General features: G+C 63.0%; 17 protein-coding genes and 1 pseudogene. 8 read left to right on the plus strand and 10 right to left on the minus strand.

Going from position 1 to position 15,328, the window contains the following annotated elements:
* Positions 1 to 45: 45 nt before the first annotated feature.
* Entirely contained in the window at positions 46 to 816 is a 771-nt protein-coding gene (locus N5A93_RS10100; RefSeq protein WP_268954965.1) for a DUF1013 domain-containing protein, read from the minus strand.
* A gap of 117 nt (positions 817 to 933) precedes the next feature.
* Between N5A93_RS10100 and N5A93_RS10105 the strand changes: the two genes are divergently transcribed.
* Positions 934 to 1,578 (plus strand): ribonuclease T2 family protein, encoded by a 645-nt coding sequence (locus N5A93_RS10105; RefSeq protein WP_268954966.1) that lies wholly within the window; start codon positions 934 to 936, stop codon positions 1,576 to 1,578.
* Between the two features lie 9 nt (positions 1,579 to 1,587).
* On the opposite strand, the gene N5A93_RS10110 is transcribed toward N5A93_RS10105, so the two are convergent.
* Genes N5A93_RS10110 through N5A93_RS10125 form a run of 4 tightly spaced genes read right to left on the minus strand, consistent with a single transcriptional unit; the run spans position 1,588 to position 4,964 of the window.
* A complete protein-coding gene (locus N5A93_RS10110) occupies positions 1,588 to 2,139 on the minus strand; it encodes a hypothetical protein (protein WP_268954967.1) in 552 nt (183 codons plus the stop codon).
* Positions 2,136 to 3,263 (minus strand): exo-alpha-sialidase, encoded by a 1,128-nt coding sequence (locus N5A93_RS10115; RefSeq protein WP_268954968.1) that lies wholly within the window; start codon positions 3,261 to 3,263, stop codon positions 2,136 to 2,138. Before N5A93_RS10115 ends, N5A93_RS10110 begins: the two co-directional genes overlap by 4 nt.
* Positions 3,264 to 3,267: 4 nt before the next feature.
* Positions 3,268 to 4,251 (minus strand): NAD(P)H-quinone oxidoreductase, encoded by a 984-nt coding sequence (locus tag N5A93_RS10120; protein ID WP_268954969.1) that lies wholly within the window; start codon positions 4,249 to 4,251, stop codon positions 3,268 to 3,270.
* Positions 4,252 to 4,265: 14 nt separating this feature from the next.
* Positions 4,266 to 4,964, minus strand: a complete 699-nt coding sequence (locus N5A93_RS10125) for a COQ9 family protein (protein WP_268954970.1) — start codon at positions 4,962 to 4,964, stop codon at positions 4,266 to 4,268.
* A gap of 110 nt (positions 4,965 to 5,074) precedes the next feature.
* Here N5A93_RS10125 and rpsU point away from each other — a divergent pair, with 110 nt between their 5' ends.
* Both rpsU and N5A93_RS10135 read left to right on the plus strand, forming a co-directional pair.
* The gene (rpsU, locus tag N5A93_RS10130) at positions 5,075 to 5,281 is read left to right on the plus strand and encodes a 30S ribosomal protein S21 (protein WP_007818122.1); all 207 of its coding nucleotides are present in this window, start codon (positions 5,075 to 5,077) and stop codon (positions 5,279 to 5,281) included.
* A 268-nt stretch (positions 5,282 to 5,549) separates the two neighbouring features.
* The gene (locus tag N5A93_RS10135) at positions 5,550 to 6,185 is read left to right on the plus strand and encodes a hypothetical protein (protein WP_268954971.1); all 636 of its coding nucleotides are present in this window, start codon (positions 5,550 to 5,552) and stop codon (positions 6,183 to 6,185) included.
* 18 nt (positions 6,186 to 6,203) lie between these two features.
* Here the strand turns inward: N5A93_RS10135 and N5A93_RS10140 are convergent, their stop codons facing one another.
* Positions 6,204 to 7,238: a succinylglutamate desuccinylase/aspartoacylase family protein gene (locus tag N5A93_RS10140; RefSeq protein ID WP_268954972.1), complete on the minus strand. Its 1,035-nt coding sequence runs from the start codon at positions 7,236 to 7,238 to the stop codon at positions 6,204 to 6,206.
* Positions 7,239 to 7,352: 114 nt separating this feature from the next.
* Between N5A93_RS10140 and N5A93_RS10145 the strand changes: the two genes are divergently transcribed.
* Together N5A93_RS10145 and N5A93_RS10150 are read left to right on the plus strand one after the other, a co-directional pair.
* Complete coding sequence (locus tag N5A93_RS10145) at positions 7,353 to 8,216, plus strand: glycosyltransferase family 2 protein (protein WP_268954973.1); 864 nt, start codon at positions 7,353 to 7,355, stop codon at positions 8,214 to 8,216.
* Positions 8,213 to 9,379 carry a rhamnan synthesis F family protein gene (locus N5A93_RS10150; RefSeq protein WP_268954974.1) on the plus strand — a complete coding sequence of 389 codons (1,167 nt, stop codon included), beginning with the start codon at positions 8,213 to 8,215 and terminating at the stop codon, positions 9,377 to 9,379. The genes N5A93_RS10145 and N5A93_RS10150 overlap by 4 nt, the downstream gene beginning before the upstream one ends.
* 63 nt (positions 9,380 to 9,442) lie before the next feature.
* Here N5A93_RS10150 and N5A93_RS10155 read toward each other — a convergent pair whose 3' ends face one another.
* Positions 9,443 to 10,096: a peroxiredoxin gene (locus N5A93_RS10155; protein ID WP_268954975.1), complete on the minus strand. Its 654-nt coding sequence runs from the start codon at positions 10,094 to 10,096 to the stop codon at positions 9,443 to 9,445.
* 132 nt (positions 10,097 to 10,228) lie between these two features.
* On the opposite strand from N5A93_RS10155, the gene N5A93_RS10160 reads away from it, so the two are divergent.
* The 3 genes from N5A93_RS10160 to N5A93_RS10170 are packed head-to-tail and all read left to right on the plus strand — an operon-like array spanning position 10,229 to position 13,529.
* Positions 10,229 to 11,671 (plus strand): aldehyde dehydrogenase family protein, encoded by a 1,443-nt coding sequence (locus tag N5A93_RS10160; RefSeq protein WP_268954976.1) that lies wholly within the window; start codon positions 10,229 to 10,231, stop codon positions 11,669 to 11,671.
* A gap of 4 nt (positions 11,672 to 11,675) precedes the next feature.
* Positions 11,676 to 12,422, plus strand: a complete 747-nt coding sequence (locus N5A93_RS10165) for a glycosyltransferase family 25 protein (RefSeq protein ID WP_268954977.1) — start codon at positions 11,676 to 11,678, stop codon at positions 12,420 to 12,422.
* Between the two features lie 60 nt (positions 12,423 to 12,482).
* On the plus strand, positions 12,483 to 13,529 hold the full coding sequence (locus N5A93_RS10170) for a phosphotransferase (RefSeq protein ID WP_268954978.1): 1,047 nt from the start codon (positions 12,483 to 12,485) through the stop codon (positions 13,527 to 13,529).
* Between the two features lie 126 nt (positions 13,530 to 13,655).
* Here N5A93_RS10170 and N5A93_RS19550 read toward each other — a convergent pair whose 3' ends face one another.
* The 3 genes and pseudogenes from N5A93_RS19550 to N5A93_RS10180 form a co-directional block, all read right to left on the minus strand.
* The gene (locus N5A93_RS19550; protein WP_372920699.1) at positions 13,656 to 13,946 is read right to left on the minus strand and encodes an ATP-binding protein; all 291 of its coding nucleotides are present in this window, start codon (positions 13,944 to 13,946) and stop codon (positions 13,656 to 13,658) included.
* Positions 13,947 to 14,281: 335 nt separating this feature from the next.
* Positions 14,282 to 14,452, minus strand: a pseudogene (locus N5A93_RS19555) (histidine kinase dimerization/phospho-acceptor domain-containing protein); the annotation flags it as partial.
* Between the two features lie 423 nt (positions 14,453 to 14,875).
* Positions 14,876 to 15,043, minus strand: coding sequence for a hypothetical protein (locus N5A93_RS10180; RefSeq protein ID WP_268954980.1), 168 nt, complete (start codon positions 15,041 to 15,043; stop codon positions 14,876 to 14,878).
* Between the last annotated feature and the right edge of the window lie 285 nt (positions 15,044 to 15,328).

Raw genomic sequence — 15,328 nt, forward strand, 5'->3', positions numbered from 1 at the left:
GCGACCGGGCCATGATCCGGGCGCGGCGCCTGCGGCCTTGCTGACTCAGCGACGTCCGCCCGTGGCGTCGTCATCCTCATCATCATCGTCATCCGACCCGGCGGGCAGGTTGAAGAAGCTCTCGGCGTCAAGCTCCTCTTCCTTCTCGCGGCTGGTGTCGTTGCCGCTCAGGCTGAAGGTCTCGAGACCCTCGATCGCGGTCGGAATGCGCGGCTCGTTCTCGGCTTCCAGGCTTTGTTCTGTGCTCAGCAGCTTGCGGCGCTCGTCATCGCTCATCGCCTCGCCTTCCTTGGCGCGCTTGGCGGCGGCTTTCTGAACGGCGGCATCCAGTTCGGATTGCTTGCACAGGCCCAGAGCGACCGGGTCGATCGGCTGCATGTTCGAGATGTTCCAATGCGTGCGCTCACGGATCGTCTGGATCGTCGGCTTGGTGGTGCCGACCAGCTTGGCGATCTGCGCATCGGCCAGTTCGGGATGGAATTTCACGAGCCACAGGATCGCATTTGGCCGGTCCTGACGCTTGCTCAGCGGCGTATAGCGCGGGCCACGGCGCTTTTCCTCACCAACGGCGGCGGGGTTGAACTTCAGCGACAGCCGGTGCAGCGGGTCCTTTTCCGCCTCATCGATCTCGGCCTGGGTCAACTGGTTGTTGGCGATCGGATCGAAACCCTTCACCCCGGCAGCGACGTCGCCATCGGCGATTCCCTGGATCTCCAGTTCATGCAGGCCGCAGAAATCGGCAATCTGCTTGAAACTGAGGGTCGTGTTATCCACCAGCCAGACGGCGGTGGCCTTTGCCATAAGCGGTTTAGCCATATCTCACGGGCCTCCTTAACGCATATCTTCCCCGTCGCCTGAATCGGCGGCACCTTTCGGGGTGCGGGTTTCCGTTGTCGGGGAACTTGGGCGCTATATAGTGGCCAGCAAAACAAAATGAAAGACCAAAGAATGCGCCTGCTGATGATCCTTGTTTTGCTTGCCGGCATGGCACGGGCCGAAGGCGGACGACCGGGGGAATTCGATTACTACGTCCTCGCGCTCAGCTGGTCACCGACCTGGTGCGCGCTCGAAGGCGATGATCGCGACTCGCCTCAATGCGATGCAGCGCAGGATCACGGGTGGGTTCTGCACGGGCTCTGGCCGCAATATCATCGCGGCTGGCCGTCGCACTGCCGGACCGGCGAACGCCCACCCACGCGCGCCATGACCGCCGCGATGGCCGATATCATGGGCACACCAGGCCTTGCCTGGTATCAGTGGAAAAAGCACGGTGCCTGCTCGGGCCTGTCGGCCCCGGCCTATTACGCCCTTTCACGCGAAGCCTATGGCGCCGTCACCCGTCCGGAGGTCTTTCGCAAGTTGACGGACCCCGTGAAACTGCCCGCCTCGGTAATTGAAGAAGCCTTTCTCAAGGCCAATCCCGGCCTCGCGCCCGACATGCTGACCGTCACCTGCCGCGCGGGCCGCATCCAGGAAGTCCGCCTGTGTCTCTCCAAAGGGCTCGAACCGGTGCCATGCGGGCGTGACACGGTGCGCGATTGCACGCTCAAGGATGCGCTTCTCGCTCCGATCCGCTAGCGCCCGCCATCAGATCAGCCGCAGGATCAGCACCACCAGCGCCACCGGCACCAAAAGCACGTGGGTCACATGGTCGAACCAGTTGCTGCTGCCCCATCCCGACACCCACATTCCCTGCCCCAGCACAGCCACCAGCGGCAAAAACCAGTTGCCCGTCAGGAACCCGTAAAGACAGACCGCCAGCACCATCACCGCCACCGGCAGGGGCGCATAGCCGATGCGGTAGGCATCCAGCCGCACCAGCCCGATGGCAGAGGTCAGGAAGGCGAGATAAAGCACAAGGAACACCAGAAGCTCGAAGGTGGCGAACGGCACCACTGGCAGACCCGCGCCCGCCGCCATATCCCGCAACGCGATTGCCGGCAGCATCACCCCGAACGGGGCCAACAGCGCCACCATCCCCCGTAGCGGCAGCGTGTTACGCGCCAACAGCACCGCCAGCCCGCCGATGGCGCCACCGACCCAGACTGCCAGCGCCGCGGCAAGCGCCCAGCCCAGCAACGCAAACGCCATCCAGCCCAGGAGGACCGCCAGTCCAAGCCCTGCCAGAAACCCGATCATCGCGCCGCCACCCATGCTTCATTGAACACAACCACCCGCACGCCACGCTTGCTGTTAGTCGAATAAGCCAGCAGGATCCGCCCATCCGCCAGCCCTCGCAGCATCGGATAACGCGCCTCACCGGGTTCGCGCTCAAAACGGTGGATCATGTGCCAGCTTTTCCCGTCATCGCCCGACACCGCCAGTTCCAGCCGACCGGACTTCTTGCCGCCACCATTGCGCGCCATCAGGATCCGTCCCCCCGACAGCGACAGCGCCGCCACCGGTGCATTGGGGTGCGGAACATCCGTGGCTTCGGCCAGCGTCCAATGCCGTCCGCCATCCTCGGTGCGGCTCAGGTAAAGCTGCCCGCTATCGTCGAAATCCCGCAGAAAGGCCAGCGCGCGCGCGCCGTCAAGCGCCACGATCATCGGCTGGATCGGCTTCACGCCCGTGCCGTCGATACGACGCTGATCACGCACCCTACCGTCCGCATTCAGCCGCACCAGCGCACCATAGGTGGTGCCCATCTCGAAATAGGCGGGCAGCGCATGGCTGCCATCGGCATAGGCGACCATCGGCGAGCGCACGAGGAACGAACGGTTGAGAAAGGGCGACAGGTCCAGCTTGCGCGCCCGCACCGGCAGCGTGCCCTCCATGCGCACTTCGGCGATCGAGGCCATCGCCCATCCCCCCACCGACACGACCGTCGCATAAAGCGAACGCTCGGCGGCGTCGTTCTGAATGGTGTTGCCAAGCGTCACCACCAACTGCCCCGGATCAAATGCCCTGCCCAGGGCCTCGCTGGTCAGGAAGGTCTCGGGCGCACCGGCGCGCCAGCCCTCTGGCCCCTCCCCCAGCACGGCGCGGCGGATCTCGATATCGGGCTGCGCCTCGGACGAGCCCTCGAACCACAGGACCGAGAGGGTCTCGTCATTCGCCACGATGGCTGGGGAATGCGCCACGCCCTTTTCCGGGCGATAATCGAACAAGGTCTCGAAAAGCGGCGCATCACCGGGCTCGGGGGCCGGTGGACGCGGCACGGCAAAGACCCAGTTCAGCGTCTCGTCGCGCCACAAGGCATAACCGCTCAGCGCCACGCTGATCAGCGCCAATGCAAGAATGAAGATGTCCCCCGATCCCACCGGCTCAGTTCACTTTCAGCACGATCTTCCCGATATGTGCGCTTTGCTCCATACGGGCATGGGCCTTGGCCGCATCCGCAAGCGGGTATTCGGAATCCATCACCGGCGCGACCTTGCCCGCATCCAAAAGCGGCCAGACATGGATCCGCAGCGCCTCGGCGATATCGGCCTTGGCCTTGTCGCTTTGCGGACGCAGGGTCGAGCCCGTGATGGTCAGCCGCCGCATCATCACCTGGGCAAAGTTCAGCTCGATCTTAGGCCCCTTCAGAAAGGCGATCTGCACCAGCCGCCCGTCATCGGCCAGCGACTTGATGTTGCGCGGCAAATAATCGCCCCCCACCATGTCAAGGATCAGGTCGGCACCGCCCTCGGCGCGCATCACCTCGACGAAATCCTCCTCGCGGTAATTGATGGCCCGCTCGGCGCCCAGCTCCCGGCATTTGGCGCATTTTTCATCCGATCCGGCGGTGGTGAAAACCCGCGCTCCGAATTCATGCGCCAACTGGATCGCCGTGGTGCCGATACCGCTCGAACCGCCATGAACAAGGAACTTTTCGCCGCCGCGCAGCGCGCCACGCTGGAACACGTTGGACCAGACGGTAAAGAAGGTCTCAGGAAGGCAGGCGGCCTCACGCAGGCCCATGCCCTCGGGGATCGGCAGGCAATGCGCCGCCGGCGTGGCCACATATTGCGCATATCCGCCACCGGGCAACAGCGCGCAGACCATGTCGCCTATCGCCCATTCGCTGACACCCTCGCCAAGGGCGACGATCTCGCCTGCGGCTTCCAGGCCCGGCAGGTCGCTGGCGGTCGGTGGCGGTGCGTATAACCCCGCGCGTTGCAACGCATCGGGGCGGTTCACCCCCGCATAAGCCAGTTTGATCAAAACCTCGCCCGCCCGCGGCTCCGGCACGTCGCGGTTCGTCGCGACCAACACCTCCGGACCGCCGGGCGCGGTGATCTCCACCGCCGTCATCGTCTTGCGCATTGTTGTCGCTCTCCTCAGCCCTGCGTGGTCCAGCGCCCCGGCATCCCGGTCTGCTGGCGCTTGGCGTCAGCGCGCGGTGCGCGCACCCCGCCAATGATCTTCAGCGGGCCCGCCAACAGTCCGCTAAACAGCTTGTTGTCGCGAATCTGCGCCTTGACCTTCTCAAAGCGCATCACATCGTCGATCCGACGGTCCAGGAATGCCCAGGTATCGGCATGGCCCGGGCTGTCATCCCCAAGCCAGAACAGCAGAGTCGCGCTGTAGACCCCTGAAAGAGTGGCGCGCTTGGTATACCAGTTCACATCATCCGATGTATCGCCGAGAGCCGTCCATATCTTGTCGCAGGTATTCCAGATTGCGCGCGCACCCTCGGCGCCGAGGCTCGGCAGCGAGAACAGTGTCACGCCACGGCGCACCAGCTCCTTATCCTCTGGCGCTTCGAGGCGAAACCGCACCGCAGCGGCGATCCGGTCGCGAAACCGCATCTGGCCCATGTCTTCGGTCGTCAGGCGCTCCAGCATCAACTGGTCGCCCTCCTCGTGATAGGCCAGCGCCAGATCGGTCGCGCCCCCGGGACAGGCGGCCCGCGCCAGCCCCGGTTCGATACCGGAATCCCGGATCGCGGCCTGAAAGCTGGCGTCGCTCCAGCCGTCGAAGGGCACATGCATTTTCGCCGCCTCCAGCAGCTTCGCCCTGATTTCGAGGTCAGTCATCACGTGCCTCCTTTCATTTAGCGCCACCCTAGACAAAACAAAGACGCTTTGCTATACGGCCTCTTCCTGCAATCTGATGCAACTTCAACTTGGAAAGGTGGTGACACCACATGCAGGTTAGTGTTCGCGACAACAATGTCGATCAGGCGCTTCGTGCCCTGAAGAAAAAGCTGCAGCGCGAAGGCGTTTTCCGCGAAATGAAGCTTCGGCAGCATTTCGAGAAACCGTCCGAGAAGAAAGCGCGCGAAAAGGCCGAGGCGATTCGCCGGGCTCGTAAGCTGGCGCGCAAGAAAGCCCAACGCGAAGGGCTTCTCTGACGCCTGCGCCGCAGCGGCGCAACGTGAAGAACACGAAAAGTCAGACGACCCCCGGGCAGCCGCTTCGGGGGTTTGTCATTTCCGGGCACCCGGATTTGCCGGGGTGCCAAGGACCAGCGCGTTTGACGCAGCGAAATCCGCTCAAATAGTCGTGTTCGGCTTGTCGCCGCGAAAGCGCTGCGATATCTGAGCACTCCGTATGACAAGTTTATGACAGGCCCCAAGCATGCGCAACTTCAGCGTCCCCGACCAATTTCTTTTCGGCCTAATGAACGCCACGCTTCTGTTCACGCTGGCCTATTCCATTTTGGGAATGCGGACCCAGTTCGAGCTGGGTTTCGGGATCGAGGACGGCCCGATCGAATACGGCACAGCGATCGGGCTTATCCTGGCCTGCCTGATCCTGGTCTGGCACACGGTTTCGATGGCGCGTTTCGGGCGCTACGGGTCGGCAGCGTTTCTGGCCCTCTACGCACTGGCCTTCCTGTTCGGTGCGGGCGAGGAAATCTCCTGGGGTCAGCGTATCTTCGGCTGGCAGACAACTGAATTCTTCATGGAGCACAACCGTCAGCTGGAAACGAACATCCACAACATTGCGGTGGGCGAAAGCCAACTGGCCAAAACCTTATTCGGCAGCATCCTGACAACGGTGATCCTGCTCTACCTGGTAGTGCTTCCGCTGGTTTACCCGCGCGTGACCTTAATCGCGCGGCTGACCGATGCAATCATGCTGCCGCTTCCGCAAATGCGCCATGCGGTCATGGCGTTGGGCGCCAGCATCCTGATCGCGACTGTCATCGACGTGCCCCGCAAATGGGAATCCTACGAATTCATCTTCAGCCTGATCATGATGTCGATCTTCCTGGCGCCCGGCAACGCCCACCGCTTCGGCACATCGCGCTGAGCGCAGATCACGCGCGGTTCAGATGATCTCGTCCTCGTCAAACATCGGTACCGGATCCAGATGCGCGCTGATACCGCGCGCGGCGGCGTCCGGGCTGCTGATCCGTGCCACATGGAAAAGCGCATCCCCCTCGTAGACCACGGGCATGTTGCTGCGCCCGATGATGATGCCCGCCTCGTCGGCCACAACTTCAGCCTCGACCTCGCCAAACGGATCCGAAATCGCCCCAAGAACCGCACCCGGCTCGACCATGTCGCCCGAGGTCATGTATCCGCGCAACAACCCTCCGGCGGGCGCGCGATACCAGGTCGAGTCCCCGCAATAAAGCGGTTCGGCCCGCTTTCGGGGAACGCCCTTGGTGCCGATCATGCCCAAGTGATTCATCACCCGCAGAATCCCCCCTACCCCGGCGCGCGCCGCGAACTCGTCAAACCGCAAGCCCTCACCCGCCTCGTAAAGCAGCACATCGACGCCGACATCCTCGGCCGCCATCCGCAGGGACCCGTCGCGAAGATTGGAGTTCATCACCACCGGAGCCGCGAAAACATCCGCAAGCTCCTTTAGCCGGTCATTCCCGGCGGTCAGCCGCAACTGCGGCAGGTTGGTGCGCCGGATCGCCGCCGAATGCAGGTCGATCCCGATATCCGACCGCTTCACCACTTCGGTCAGAAAGATGTGCGCCAACCGCGACGCCATTGACCCCGTGGCATGGCCCGGAAAGCAGCGATTGAGGTCGCGCCGGTCAGGAAGATAGCGTGAATGGTTCAGGAACCCGAACGTATTGACGATCGGCACCGCCAAAAGCGTGCCCGCCATTGGCGTCAGCGCCCTGGCGTTCAGCAGGCGGCGCACGATCTCGACTCCGATCACCTCGTCGCCATGCACCGCCGCCGAGACGAACATCACCGGCCCCGGCTTGCGCCCATGCACCACATGCACCGACAGATGCACCGGCGTGTGATCCGACAATGCGCTGACCGGCACATCCACGGTGCGCCGCGCGCCGGGCGGCACAGTGACGCCGGCGATATCGAAAGGTTTTCGTTTGGCCATTTGCTGCCCTTCCCGGCCGCCTGCACCGCTCTGGGCTTTCCCTGAAGCGGCGCAGTTGCTATTGACGCGTCCATGTTTCGTGTTTCCCCGCCAAAAGGCTGATTTCGGGTCCAGATGTCAATTCCCGCCGCCCCAGAACGCGTCACGGTGGTGACGGTCGCACATAACAGCCTCGCGGTGCTGCCCGCGATGCTGGCTTCGCTCCCGCAAGGCGCCAGGACCGTGATCGTGGATAACGCCTCTCAGGATGGTGCAGCGCTGGCCGGGCTGGCAGATCAGCATGGCGCGCGGTTGATCCGCAACAAGGACAATCTCGGCTTCGGCGCGGCGTGCAATATCGGCGCGTCCGGGACGATTACCGAATTCCTGTTCTTCCTCAATCCCGATGCCCGGCTTGCCCCGGACGCCCTTCATGCGCTTGTAACCGCTGCCGATAACCACCCCGAGGCGTCGGCCTTCAACCCGGCGATCACCGACGGGCGAGGCAGGCCCTATTTCAAACGCGCCAGCGTCTTGTTGCCGCGCACCGACAAACTGGCACCGGGCTGGCCCGAGACCGACCGCGAACTGCCCGTGCTGACCGGCGCGGCGTTTTTCGTGCGCCGGACCGCCTTCGAGGCCATGGGCGGGTTTGATTCCGAGATATTTTTGTACCACGAGGATGACGACCTCGCCTTACGCCTCAAGGCCGGGGCCGGGCCACTCAGGTTCGTGCGCGCCGCCCATGTCACCCATGATGCGGGCAATTCCACTGTGCGCTCCCCTGCCTCGGCGGCATTCAAGGCGTTTCACATGGGCCGCTCGCGCGTCTACGCCACGCGCAAGCATGGGCTGCCCGGCGCGGGGCGCAAGGCATTGGCCTCCGCTCTGTTGCAACTTCTTTCGCCGCTCACGCTCCTCTCCGCCCGCAAACGCGCCAAGCAGACGGCCTTCCTGCGCGGCATACTCTCTGCCCTGAAACGCGAGCCCGCACGATGAAGACGATTCCGCTGTGGAAACTTAAACGCGAGATCCTGCGTCTGGGGCGCACTGTCCGGAACCTGCCCGGCATCGTCTGGGAATACCTCAGCCTGCGCCCGCGCTATGACAGGGCCGCGCCGCGCAGCCGCAAGATCCATTATGGGGCCAAACCGCTCGACGGTGAGGTGGCGATCTACCTGATCTTTCCCGCGCAAGGCATCCTGCCATCGCATCTGCATATGCTGGAGCATCTTGAAAGCAAGGGCATCAACCCCCTGGTGGTCTCCAACCTGCCGCTGTCTCAGGCGGATATGGACCGCATTCTGCCCCTGAGCGCGATGGTGATCGAGCGGCCCAATGTGGGCTATGATTTCGGCGGCTATCGCGATGCAGTGCTGCAACTGGACGACACTCTGCCGACGCTCGAGCGGCTTTATATTCTCAACGACTCCGTATGGATGATCGACACGCCGCGCAGCTGGTTCGATGACGTGCGTGCCAAGGATGCCGATTTCTGCGGCGCCACATCGAACTACGGCATCAAGCGTTGCGACGCGCGCGATTTCCGCGAACTGGTCTGGGAATACACGATCGAGCATCCCAACTTCCATTACGCCTCATACGCGCTGGCCATCGGCCCACGGATCCTGTGTGACCCCGGTTTCCTGCGCTACTGGAAACGATTTCGTCTTTCGAATGACAAGAAACGCACAGTGCGCCGGGGTGAGATCGGTCTGACCCAATGGGTTCACCGCAGAGGCTACAAACATGCCGCCACCTGCCCGGTAACCGGGCTAGACGCGGAGATCGTGGCTCTTGGCGACGACGATCTCGATGCGGTCACCCGCAATCTCGTTATCCCCGAATCCCCGCGCCTGCTTGCGACGCGCGACGAGGTTCTTAAGAGCGACCCGCACACGCCCGAGGGACGCTCGGACCGAATACAGATCGTGCTGGCGACGGTGGCGGGGCAGGCGATCGGATATGCGATGCCCTATTACACCACCCGTCGCCGGGGCTTTCAATTTCTGAAGAAATCGCCGCTCTGGTTGTCGCGCGACGCCTCGGACAGGATGCTGGAACTGATGGCCGGGCTTGAAGGACCGATGGGCCGTCAGGCCGCACAAGAAGCCCGCGATCTGCGCGCCACACGTGGCGCAGCGCTCGACGCGGACGACTGAGGGCTTACCGCAGACGGCAAAGGCCCCGCTTCATGGCAGGGCCTCTGGCACAGGTTCGGTCGTTCAGCCCGGCAGCTTGGTCATCCGCAGATAGGGCAGTACCGTCTCGAAGGCACCGTATTTGGCCTTCGCGTCCTCATCGCTGACGGCGGTCGGGATTACCACGTCGTCGCCGACATTCCAGTTCGCCGGGGTCGCGACGTTCTCGCGCGCCGCCGTCTGCAAACCGTCAAGCGCGCGCAGCACCTCTGCAAAATTGCGCCCGACATTCATCGGATAGGTCATGCTGAGCTTGAGCTTCTTATCCGGTCCAATGATGAAGACAGACCGTACTGTCGCACTGTCAGCGGGCGTACGTCCATCGGGCAGATAGGCCTCGGCAGGCAGCATGTCGAACGCCTTCGATACCTCCAAAGCATCATCGGCGATGATGGGGAAACCAGCCTTGGCGCCGCCAACCTTCTCGATATCGCCTTTCCACTTGCGGTGATCGTCGACATTGTCGACGGAAACGCCGATCACCTTGCAGCCGCGCCTGTCCCATTCATCGGCCAGTTGCGCCACCGCGCCGAACTCCGTGGTGCAGACCGGCGTGAAGTCCTTTGGATGCGAAAACAGGATCGCCCAGTTGTTGCCGATCCAGTCGTGAAGCGAGAATGCACCCTGATCTGTTTCGACCTTCAGGTCCGGTATTGTGTCATTGATGCGCAGTCCCATTTTCAGTGTCCTTTCCACTTGAAATCAGCAGCGAGCCGGGATTTGATCAAATCCCGGCGCGAAACCTGTTTTCCTGACTTGCAGGTGTTCACCCTCCCTGACAAGGTGCCATCAAATCGACGGAGGTCAACCATGATCGAAAAACGTGAATTCTATATCGACGGCGCCTGGGTGAACCCACAGGCCGGCACCGACCACAAGGTCATCGACCCATCCAGCGAAGAGCCCTGCGCGGTGATTTCCCTTGGCGGTCAGGAAGATACCGACGCCGCCGTGGCAGCTGCGCGCGCGGCTTTTCCCGCATGGATGCGTACGTCCAAATCCGAACGCATCGCACTGGTGGAAAAACTCTACGAGATATACGAGTCCCGCATCGAAGAAATGGCCCAGGCGATCAGCCTCGAGATGGGCGCACCGATCGACCTCGCCCGTCAGGCGCAGGCCGCAGCCGGGCTTGGCCACCTCAAGGCATTTCTGAAGGTCGCAAAGGATTTCGAATTCATCGAACCTCTGGGCGAACACGCGCCACAGGATCGCATCGTGCATGAAGCCATCGGCGTCGTGGCGATGATCACGCCCTGGAACTGGCCGATGAACCAAATCAGCCTCAAGGTCGGGGCGGGGCTCATTGCGGGTTGCACCATGGTGCTCAAACCCTCCGAGGAATCGCCGCTGTCGGCGCTGCTTTTCGCCGAGATGATCGACCAGGCGGGCTTCCCCAAGGGTGTCTTCAACCTTGTGAACGGCGATGGCGCCGGGGTGGGCTCGCAGCTTTCGGCACATGAGGATGTCGACATGGTGTCCTTCACCGGCTCCTCGCGTGCGGGCAAGCTGATCTCCAAATCGGCAGCCGACACGCTCAAGCGCGTGAGCCTCGAACTTGGCGGCAAGGGCGCGAACCTGGTGTTCGCCGATGCCGATGATGCGGCCGTCAAGCGCGGTGTTCTGCATTGCATGAACAACTCGGGCCAGTCGTGCAACGCTCCCACCCGGATGCTTGTGCAGCGCGATATTTACGACCGTGCCGTCGAAACCGCCGCCGAAGTGGCGCAATCGGTGCAGGTCGGCCCGGCCAGCCAGGAAGGCCGCCATATCGGCCCCGTGGTCAACGAGGTCCAGTTCAACAAGATCCAGGACCTGATCCAGAAGGGCATCGACGAAGGTGCCCGCCTTGTCGCCGGCGGCACCGGGCGGCCCGACGGCCTCAACCGTGGCTTCTTCGTCAAGCCCACGGTGTTTGCCGATGTGAACAACGACATGACCATCGCGCGCGAGGAAATCTTCGGCCCGGTGCTGTCGATCATACCCTTCGGAACCGAGGAAGAAGGGATCGCCATCGCCAATGACACGCCCTATGGCCTGACCAACTATGTCCAGACCCAGGACGGCGCGCGCGCCAACCGCTGCGCGCTGGCGCTGCGTTCCGGCATGGTCGAGATGAACGGCCAGAGCCGCGGCATGGGTTCGCCCTTTGGCGGCATGAAACAGTCCGGGAATGGTCGAGAAGGCGGCAAGTGGGGCATCGAGGACTTCCTCGAGGTCAAGGCCGTATCGGGCTGGACCGAAGGCGCCTGACGCAATGGAACTGCGCGCCTTTGTCCTTCATGCGGACCGCGATGGGGACGCACGGGCACAGGCGCGCACCGTTCTCGATGCATGCGGGGTGAACGGCGAACTCTGGCCGTTGGTCCAGGGCGCGGCGCTGTCGGTCTCCGACCTGGAGAACACGGTGGGCGCCGAGCTTTTTGAACCTGCCTACCCCCTGTCGCTCGATACCGGTGAGATCGGTCGTTTCCTGACACACCGCCAGATCTGGGCCGAGATCGAACGACGTGGCCTCGATGTTGCGCTGACTCTGGACGCCGCCACGGGGATCGACCCCGAACCCTTCGACGACGCGCTTGACCTCGGGCTCGCCCATGTCGGGGCACTTGGTTATATCGAGCTGCGCGATGAACCCTGCCCCGGCCCCTCGGCATTGATTGACACGCAAGGGCCGGCCACGCTGACCGTGCCGCAACAGGCCACCGGACGCAGCGCTGCCCAGCTTGTCGGACATGAGGCCGCAGCGCATCTTCTGGCACTGTCCGATCTTTTCGACCGGCCACTGGAAACCTTCATCCACAGCCACTGGCACACCGGCCTGCGTCCTGCCTCGATCCAGCCCTGCGGCGTGATCGCGCCGCCGACCCTTGCGCATGCCGCGCCCCCCAGCGGAGTCTGGCCACGGATGCGTTATGACCTGGCGCAGCGGCGCTACCTGCACCTGATCGCGCAACGAGCCCAGCTTAGCGCGGCCCCCACGACCGGCGGCTTCATCAACTAGGCATTCACAGCCGGGCGCACACTCTTCCCCTGTCAACCGAAAGCCACTAAGACAGGCGCGATGCAGATTGACGCCGATATCACCCGCGCCCGCTTCATGCCCGAGACCGTGCACAAGCGCGACATCTTCTCGGAAACCGTGTCGGGCCGCCTCGACGGGATCGAGGATTTCCCCGTCGTGCTGCGCAAGCTCGACGGCGTCTCGCTCTATGCGCGCCCTCTCGCCTGGGCATTGGCACGCCGCGAGATTCGCGCCCTGCGCGCCGTGCAGGGGATCGAGGGCTGCCCGGTGCTGGTGCGCGTCGACAAGACCGGCCTTCTTCGGAGTTGGACACGCGGCACGCCGCTACAGCTCGCGCGCCCGAGCGAGGCCCTCTGGTATCGCGACGCCCGTCGCCTGCTGCGCCAGATGCGCCGCGCCGGCGTCACCCATAACGACATCGCCAAGCCACAGAACTGGCTGATGACCCCTGACGGGTGCGCAGCCGTGATCGACTTTCAGCTCGCCTCGATGCATCGCCGCCGCGGCAAGCTCTTTCGCGTCATGGCGCGCGAGGACCTGCGCCACCTGCTCAAGCAGAAACGCGCCTATGCGCCGCATCTGCTTACCCCTGCCGAACAGAAAATGCTGGCGCAAAAGGCCCTGCCCGCGCGCATCTGGATGGCCACCGGCAAGCAGCTCTACAACTTCATCACGCGCCGCCTGATGAATTGGTCAGATGGCGAAGGCACCGAAGATCGCGTCGAGCGCGATGGCCCCGGCCTGCGCGCTGCGCTGCTGGCGCATCCGCAGATCAGCGACCTGGCGCTGTGCACCTATGCGCTACCGGCCAAGGGCGTGGGTCTCTACGCCTTCGTGGAAACGCCTCTGTCGCAAGGCGACCTCACCGCCCTTGCCCCCGACCCCGCCCCCGAGCTTATGCAACCCGTCGCCGCCCTGCCACGCGATGCCGCTGGCGCAATCCGCCATGACGCACTGCAACTGGTGGCGACCAACCGGCTTGACGAACTCGAACAGATGCAGGACGGCGACCCCGGCCTCGCCCAAAGCCTCGCCCCCGTCATTGCCAACCGCCTAAACCTTACCGACCGCGTTCTGCGCCGCTGAATCATCCCGAACCCACCCGCCAGCGTGACAGGGACTTTGGATTCGGCGCGGCTCAGTTCCGGGGAAATCCTGTGATTGCGGGCAAGTCGGTTCGCCCTGGACACAGCGAAGCGACATATCCCGCAATCAGGACTCCAGCACACGGTTCAACACGCGCCTCAAGCCGCGGATGCGGTAAGGCTTGTCGATGACATGCTGTGCGATGCCAATTGAGCGTCCCGAACCCCTTTTGGCATCGTCCCCCGGCTCTTGACCGATAACCTGCAGGAATAGTCTCACCACTGTTCCCTGCCCCGGCTCGGACTCAACTGTGACATGCCCGCCGGATCGCTTGATGAAACCGAAGACCGCGCTGAGGCCGAGGCCGGTTCCCTCGTCTTTCGTCGTAAAGAACGGCTGAAAAACCTTGTGCAACATCTCCTTGACGTTCCCTCCCCGTTATCGGCGACAGCAGCGGAAACATATTCACCGGGCACGAGCCCCGGATTATTGAGGCAGTCGTTCTCGTCGAAAATGATACTGTCGGTTTCAACCGAAACACGCCCGTTTTCATTGGCCGCCTGCGCGCTGTTCGGAACAAGATTGAGCAATGTCGCGTGAAGGCTCTCGATATCCACGCGCGCGGTTGCAGGCTTTGCATCCAGAGTGAACTGAATCACTCCATTTCCGGCAATCACCTTCTCCACAAGCGTTCTGGCTTCGAGAATAACCGCGTTCAAATCTGCGGCGACGGGGTCCAGCGACTGGCCGCGCGCGAATTCGAGAAGACGGTCAATCAGGTCCGCGCCCCTTTTTGCAGCCATGACCATCGCGTCAAGCTTTCCACGGGTGGCAAGGTCATGAATAACCTCTCCAAGCAACTCGGCCTGGCCCATGACGACGGTGAGCAGTTTATTGAAATCATGCGCCATGCCTCCCGTCATCTGCCCGATGGCCTCAAGCCGCTGCGCCTGTGCCGGAAGAGTACCACCGTCGCGTTGAAAGCGAGGGCGAGGACCACAAAACCGAGACTGTTTGCCTTGCGTGCGAACATCTTTCTCCTATCGGCTTGTGCTGAAATTGACTGACACGCGAAATGCGGGCGCCGCGACACTTCAAGGCTGACCGGGACGCGACACGTCGCGCTCGATGATACGGTCCGGCCCGCCGCTATAGGTCGCGCCGAGGCCCAGCGAGCAGTCACCGCTGGCCGATCCCATCTCCAGCTCGTCCGACAGATCCTAACCAAGCGATACCTGACCCGCTGTGGAGGTCTCGGAGCCCACCGCCAATGCCGTCACCCCGTCTCCGGTCTCGGCACATGCATCGCCATGCACGGACTCGGCACGCCGGTTGGTCCAAAGCGTTCACTGCAACGCCCGGCTCAGATCATAGGCTTTCTCTGTGCGGATATCCGGATCGAAACCGGGAGGAATTCCGTCCTCGTCGTATTCACTGACAAAACCACCCATATCGCCCCAGAAACGCTTTACTTCCGGGCGCTTCATAATTTGTACCATGGCGCTGCCCGACATCTGCCGGTTCGATGCGCGCAAGCCATCCAGTGCAAAGGCATGAACTTCGCCCGACGCTTCAAGAACCGCCCGCGCGATCTGCGACGGCGTCAGCCCGGCGAAACCGTGGGCGAATTTTTCCGCCTCGGCGCTGATCCGGTTCGTGTAGATCTTCTCGATCGATCCGGCCCGCGTTCCCCGCTTTCTCTTAAAGCGCCCCGCCAAAAACCTGAATCGCGGGGATTCCCACACGTGTGATTTTGTGATTCATCCTGTTTGGGAGGATGGATCATGTCAGCACCTTTG

Source organism: Roseovarius salincola (assembly GCF_026891095.1).
GTDB lineage: Bacteria > Pseudomonadota > Alphaproteobacteria > Rhodobacterales > Rhodobacteraceae > Roseovarius > Roseovarius salincola.

Coding starts and splice junctions, on each gene's coding strand:
- N5A93_RS10120 (WP_268954969.1), bottom strand. CDS start 4,251: ATGCGCAAGACGATGACGGCGGTGGAGATCACCGCGCCCGGCGGTCCG.
- N5A93_RS10165 (WP_268954977.1), top strand. CDS start 11,676: ATGGAACTGCGCGCCTTTGTCCTTCATGCGGACCGCGATGGGGACGCA.
- N5A93_RS10155 (WP_268954975.1), bottom strand. CDS start 10,096: ATGGGACTGCGCATCAATGACACAATACCGGACCTGAAGGTCGAAACA.
- N5A93_RS10100 (WP_268954965.1), bottom strand. CDS start 816: ATGGCTAAACCGCTTATGGCAAAGGCCACCGCCGTCTGGCTGGTGGAT.
- N5A93_RS10135 (WP_268954971.1), top strand. CDS start 5,550: ATGAACGCCACGCTTCTGTTCACGCTGGCCTATTCCATTTTGGGAATG.
- N5A93_RS10180 (WP_268954980.1), bottom strand. CDS start 15,043: ATGTCGGGCAGCGCCATGGTACAAATTATGAAGCGCCCGGAAGTAAAG.
- N5A93_RS10105 (WP_268954966.1), top strand. CDS start 934: ATGAAAGACCAAAGAATGCGCCTGCTGATGATCCTTGTTTTGCTTGCC.
- N5A93_RS10110 (WP_268954967.1), bottom strand. CDS start 2,139: ATGATCGGGTTTCTGGCAGGGCTTGGACTGGCGGTCCTCCTGGGCTGG.
- N5A93_RS10160 (WP_268954976.1), top strand. CDS start 10,229: ATGATCGAAAAACGTGAATTCTATATCGACGGCGCCTGGGTGAACCCA.
- N5A93_RS10150 (WP_268954974.1), top strand. CDS start 8,213: ATGAAGACGATTCCGCTGTGGAAACTTAAACGCGAGATCCTGCGTCTG.
- N5A93_RS10170 (WP_268954978.1), top strand. CDS start 12,483: ATGCAGATTGACGCCGATATCACCCGCGCCCGCTTCATGCCCGAGACC.
- N5A93_RS10145 (WP_268954973.1), top strand. CDS start 7,353: ATGTCAATTCCCGCCGCCCCAGAACGCGTCACGGTGGTGACGGTCGCA.
- rpsU (WP_007818122.1), top strand. CDS start 5,075: ATGCAGGTTAGTGTTCGCGACAACAATGTCGATCAGGCGCTTCGTGCC.
- N5A93_RS19550 (WP_372920699.1), bottom strand. CDS start 13,946: ATGTTGCACAAGGTTTTTCAGCCGTTCTTTACGACGAAAGACGAGGGA.
- N5A93_RS10125 (WP_268954970.1), bottom strand. CDS start 4,964: ATGACTGACCTCGAAATCAGGGCGAAGCTGCTGGAGGCGGCGAAAATG.
- N5A93_RS10140 (WP_268954972.1), bottom strand. CDS start 7,238: ATGGCCAAACGAAAACCTTTCGATATCGCCGGCGTCACTGTGCCGCCC.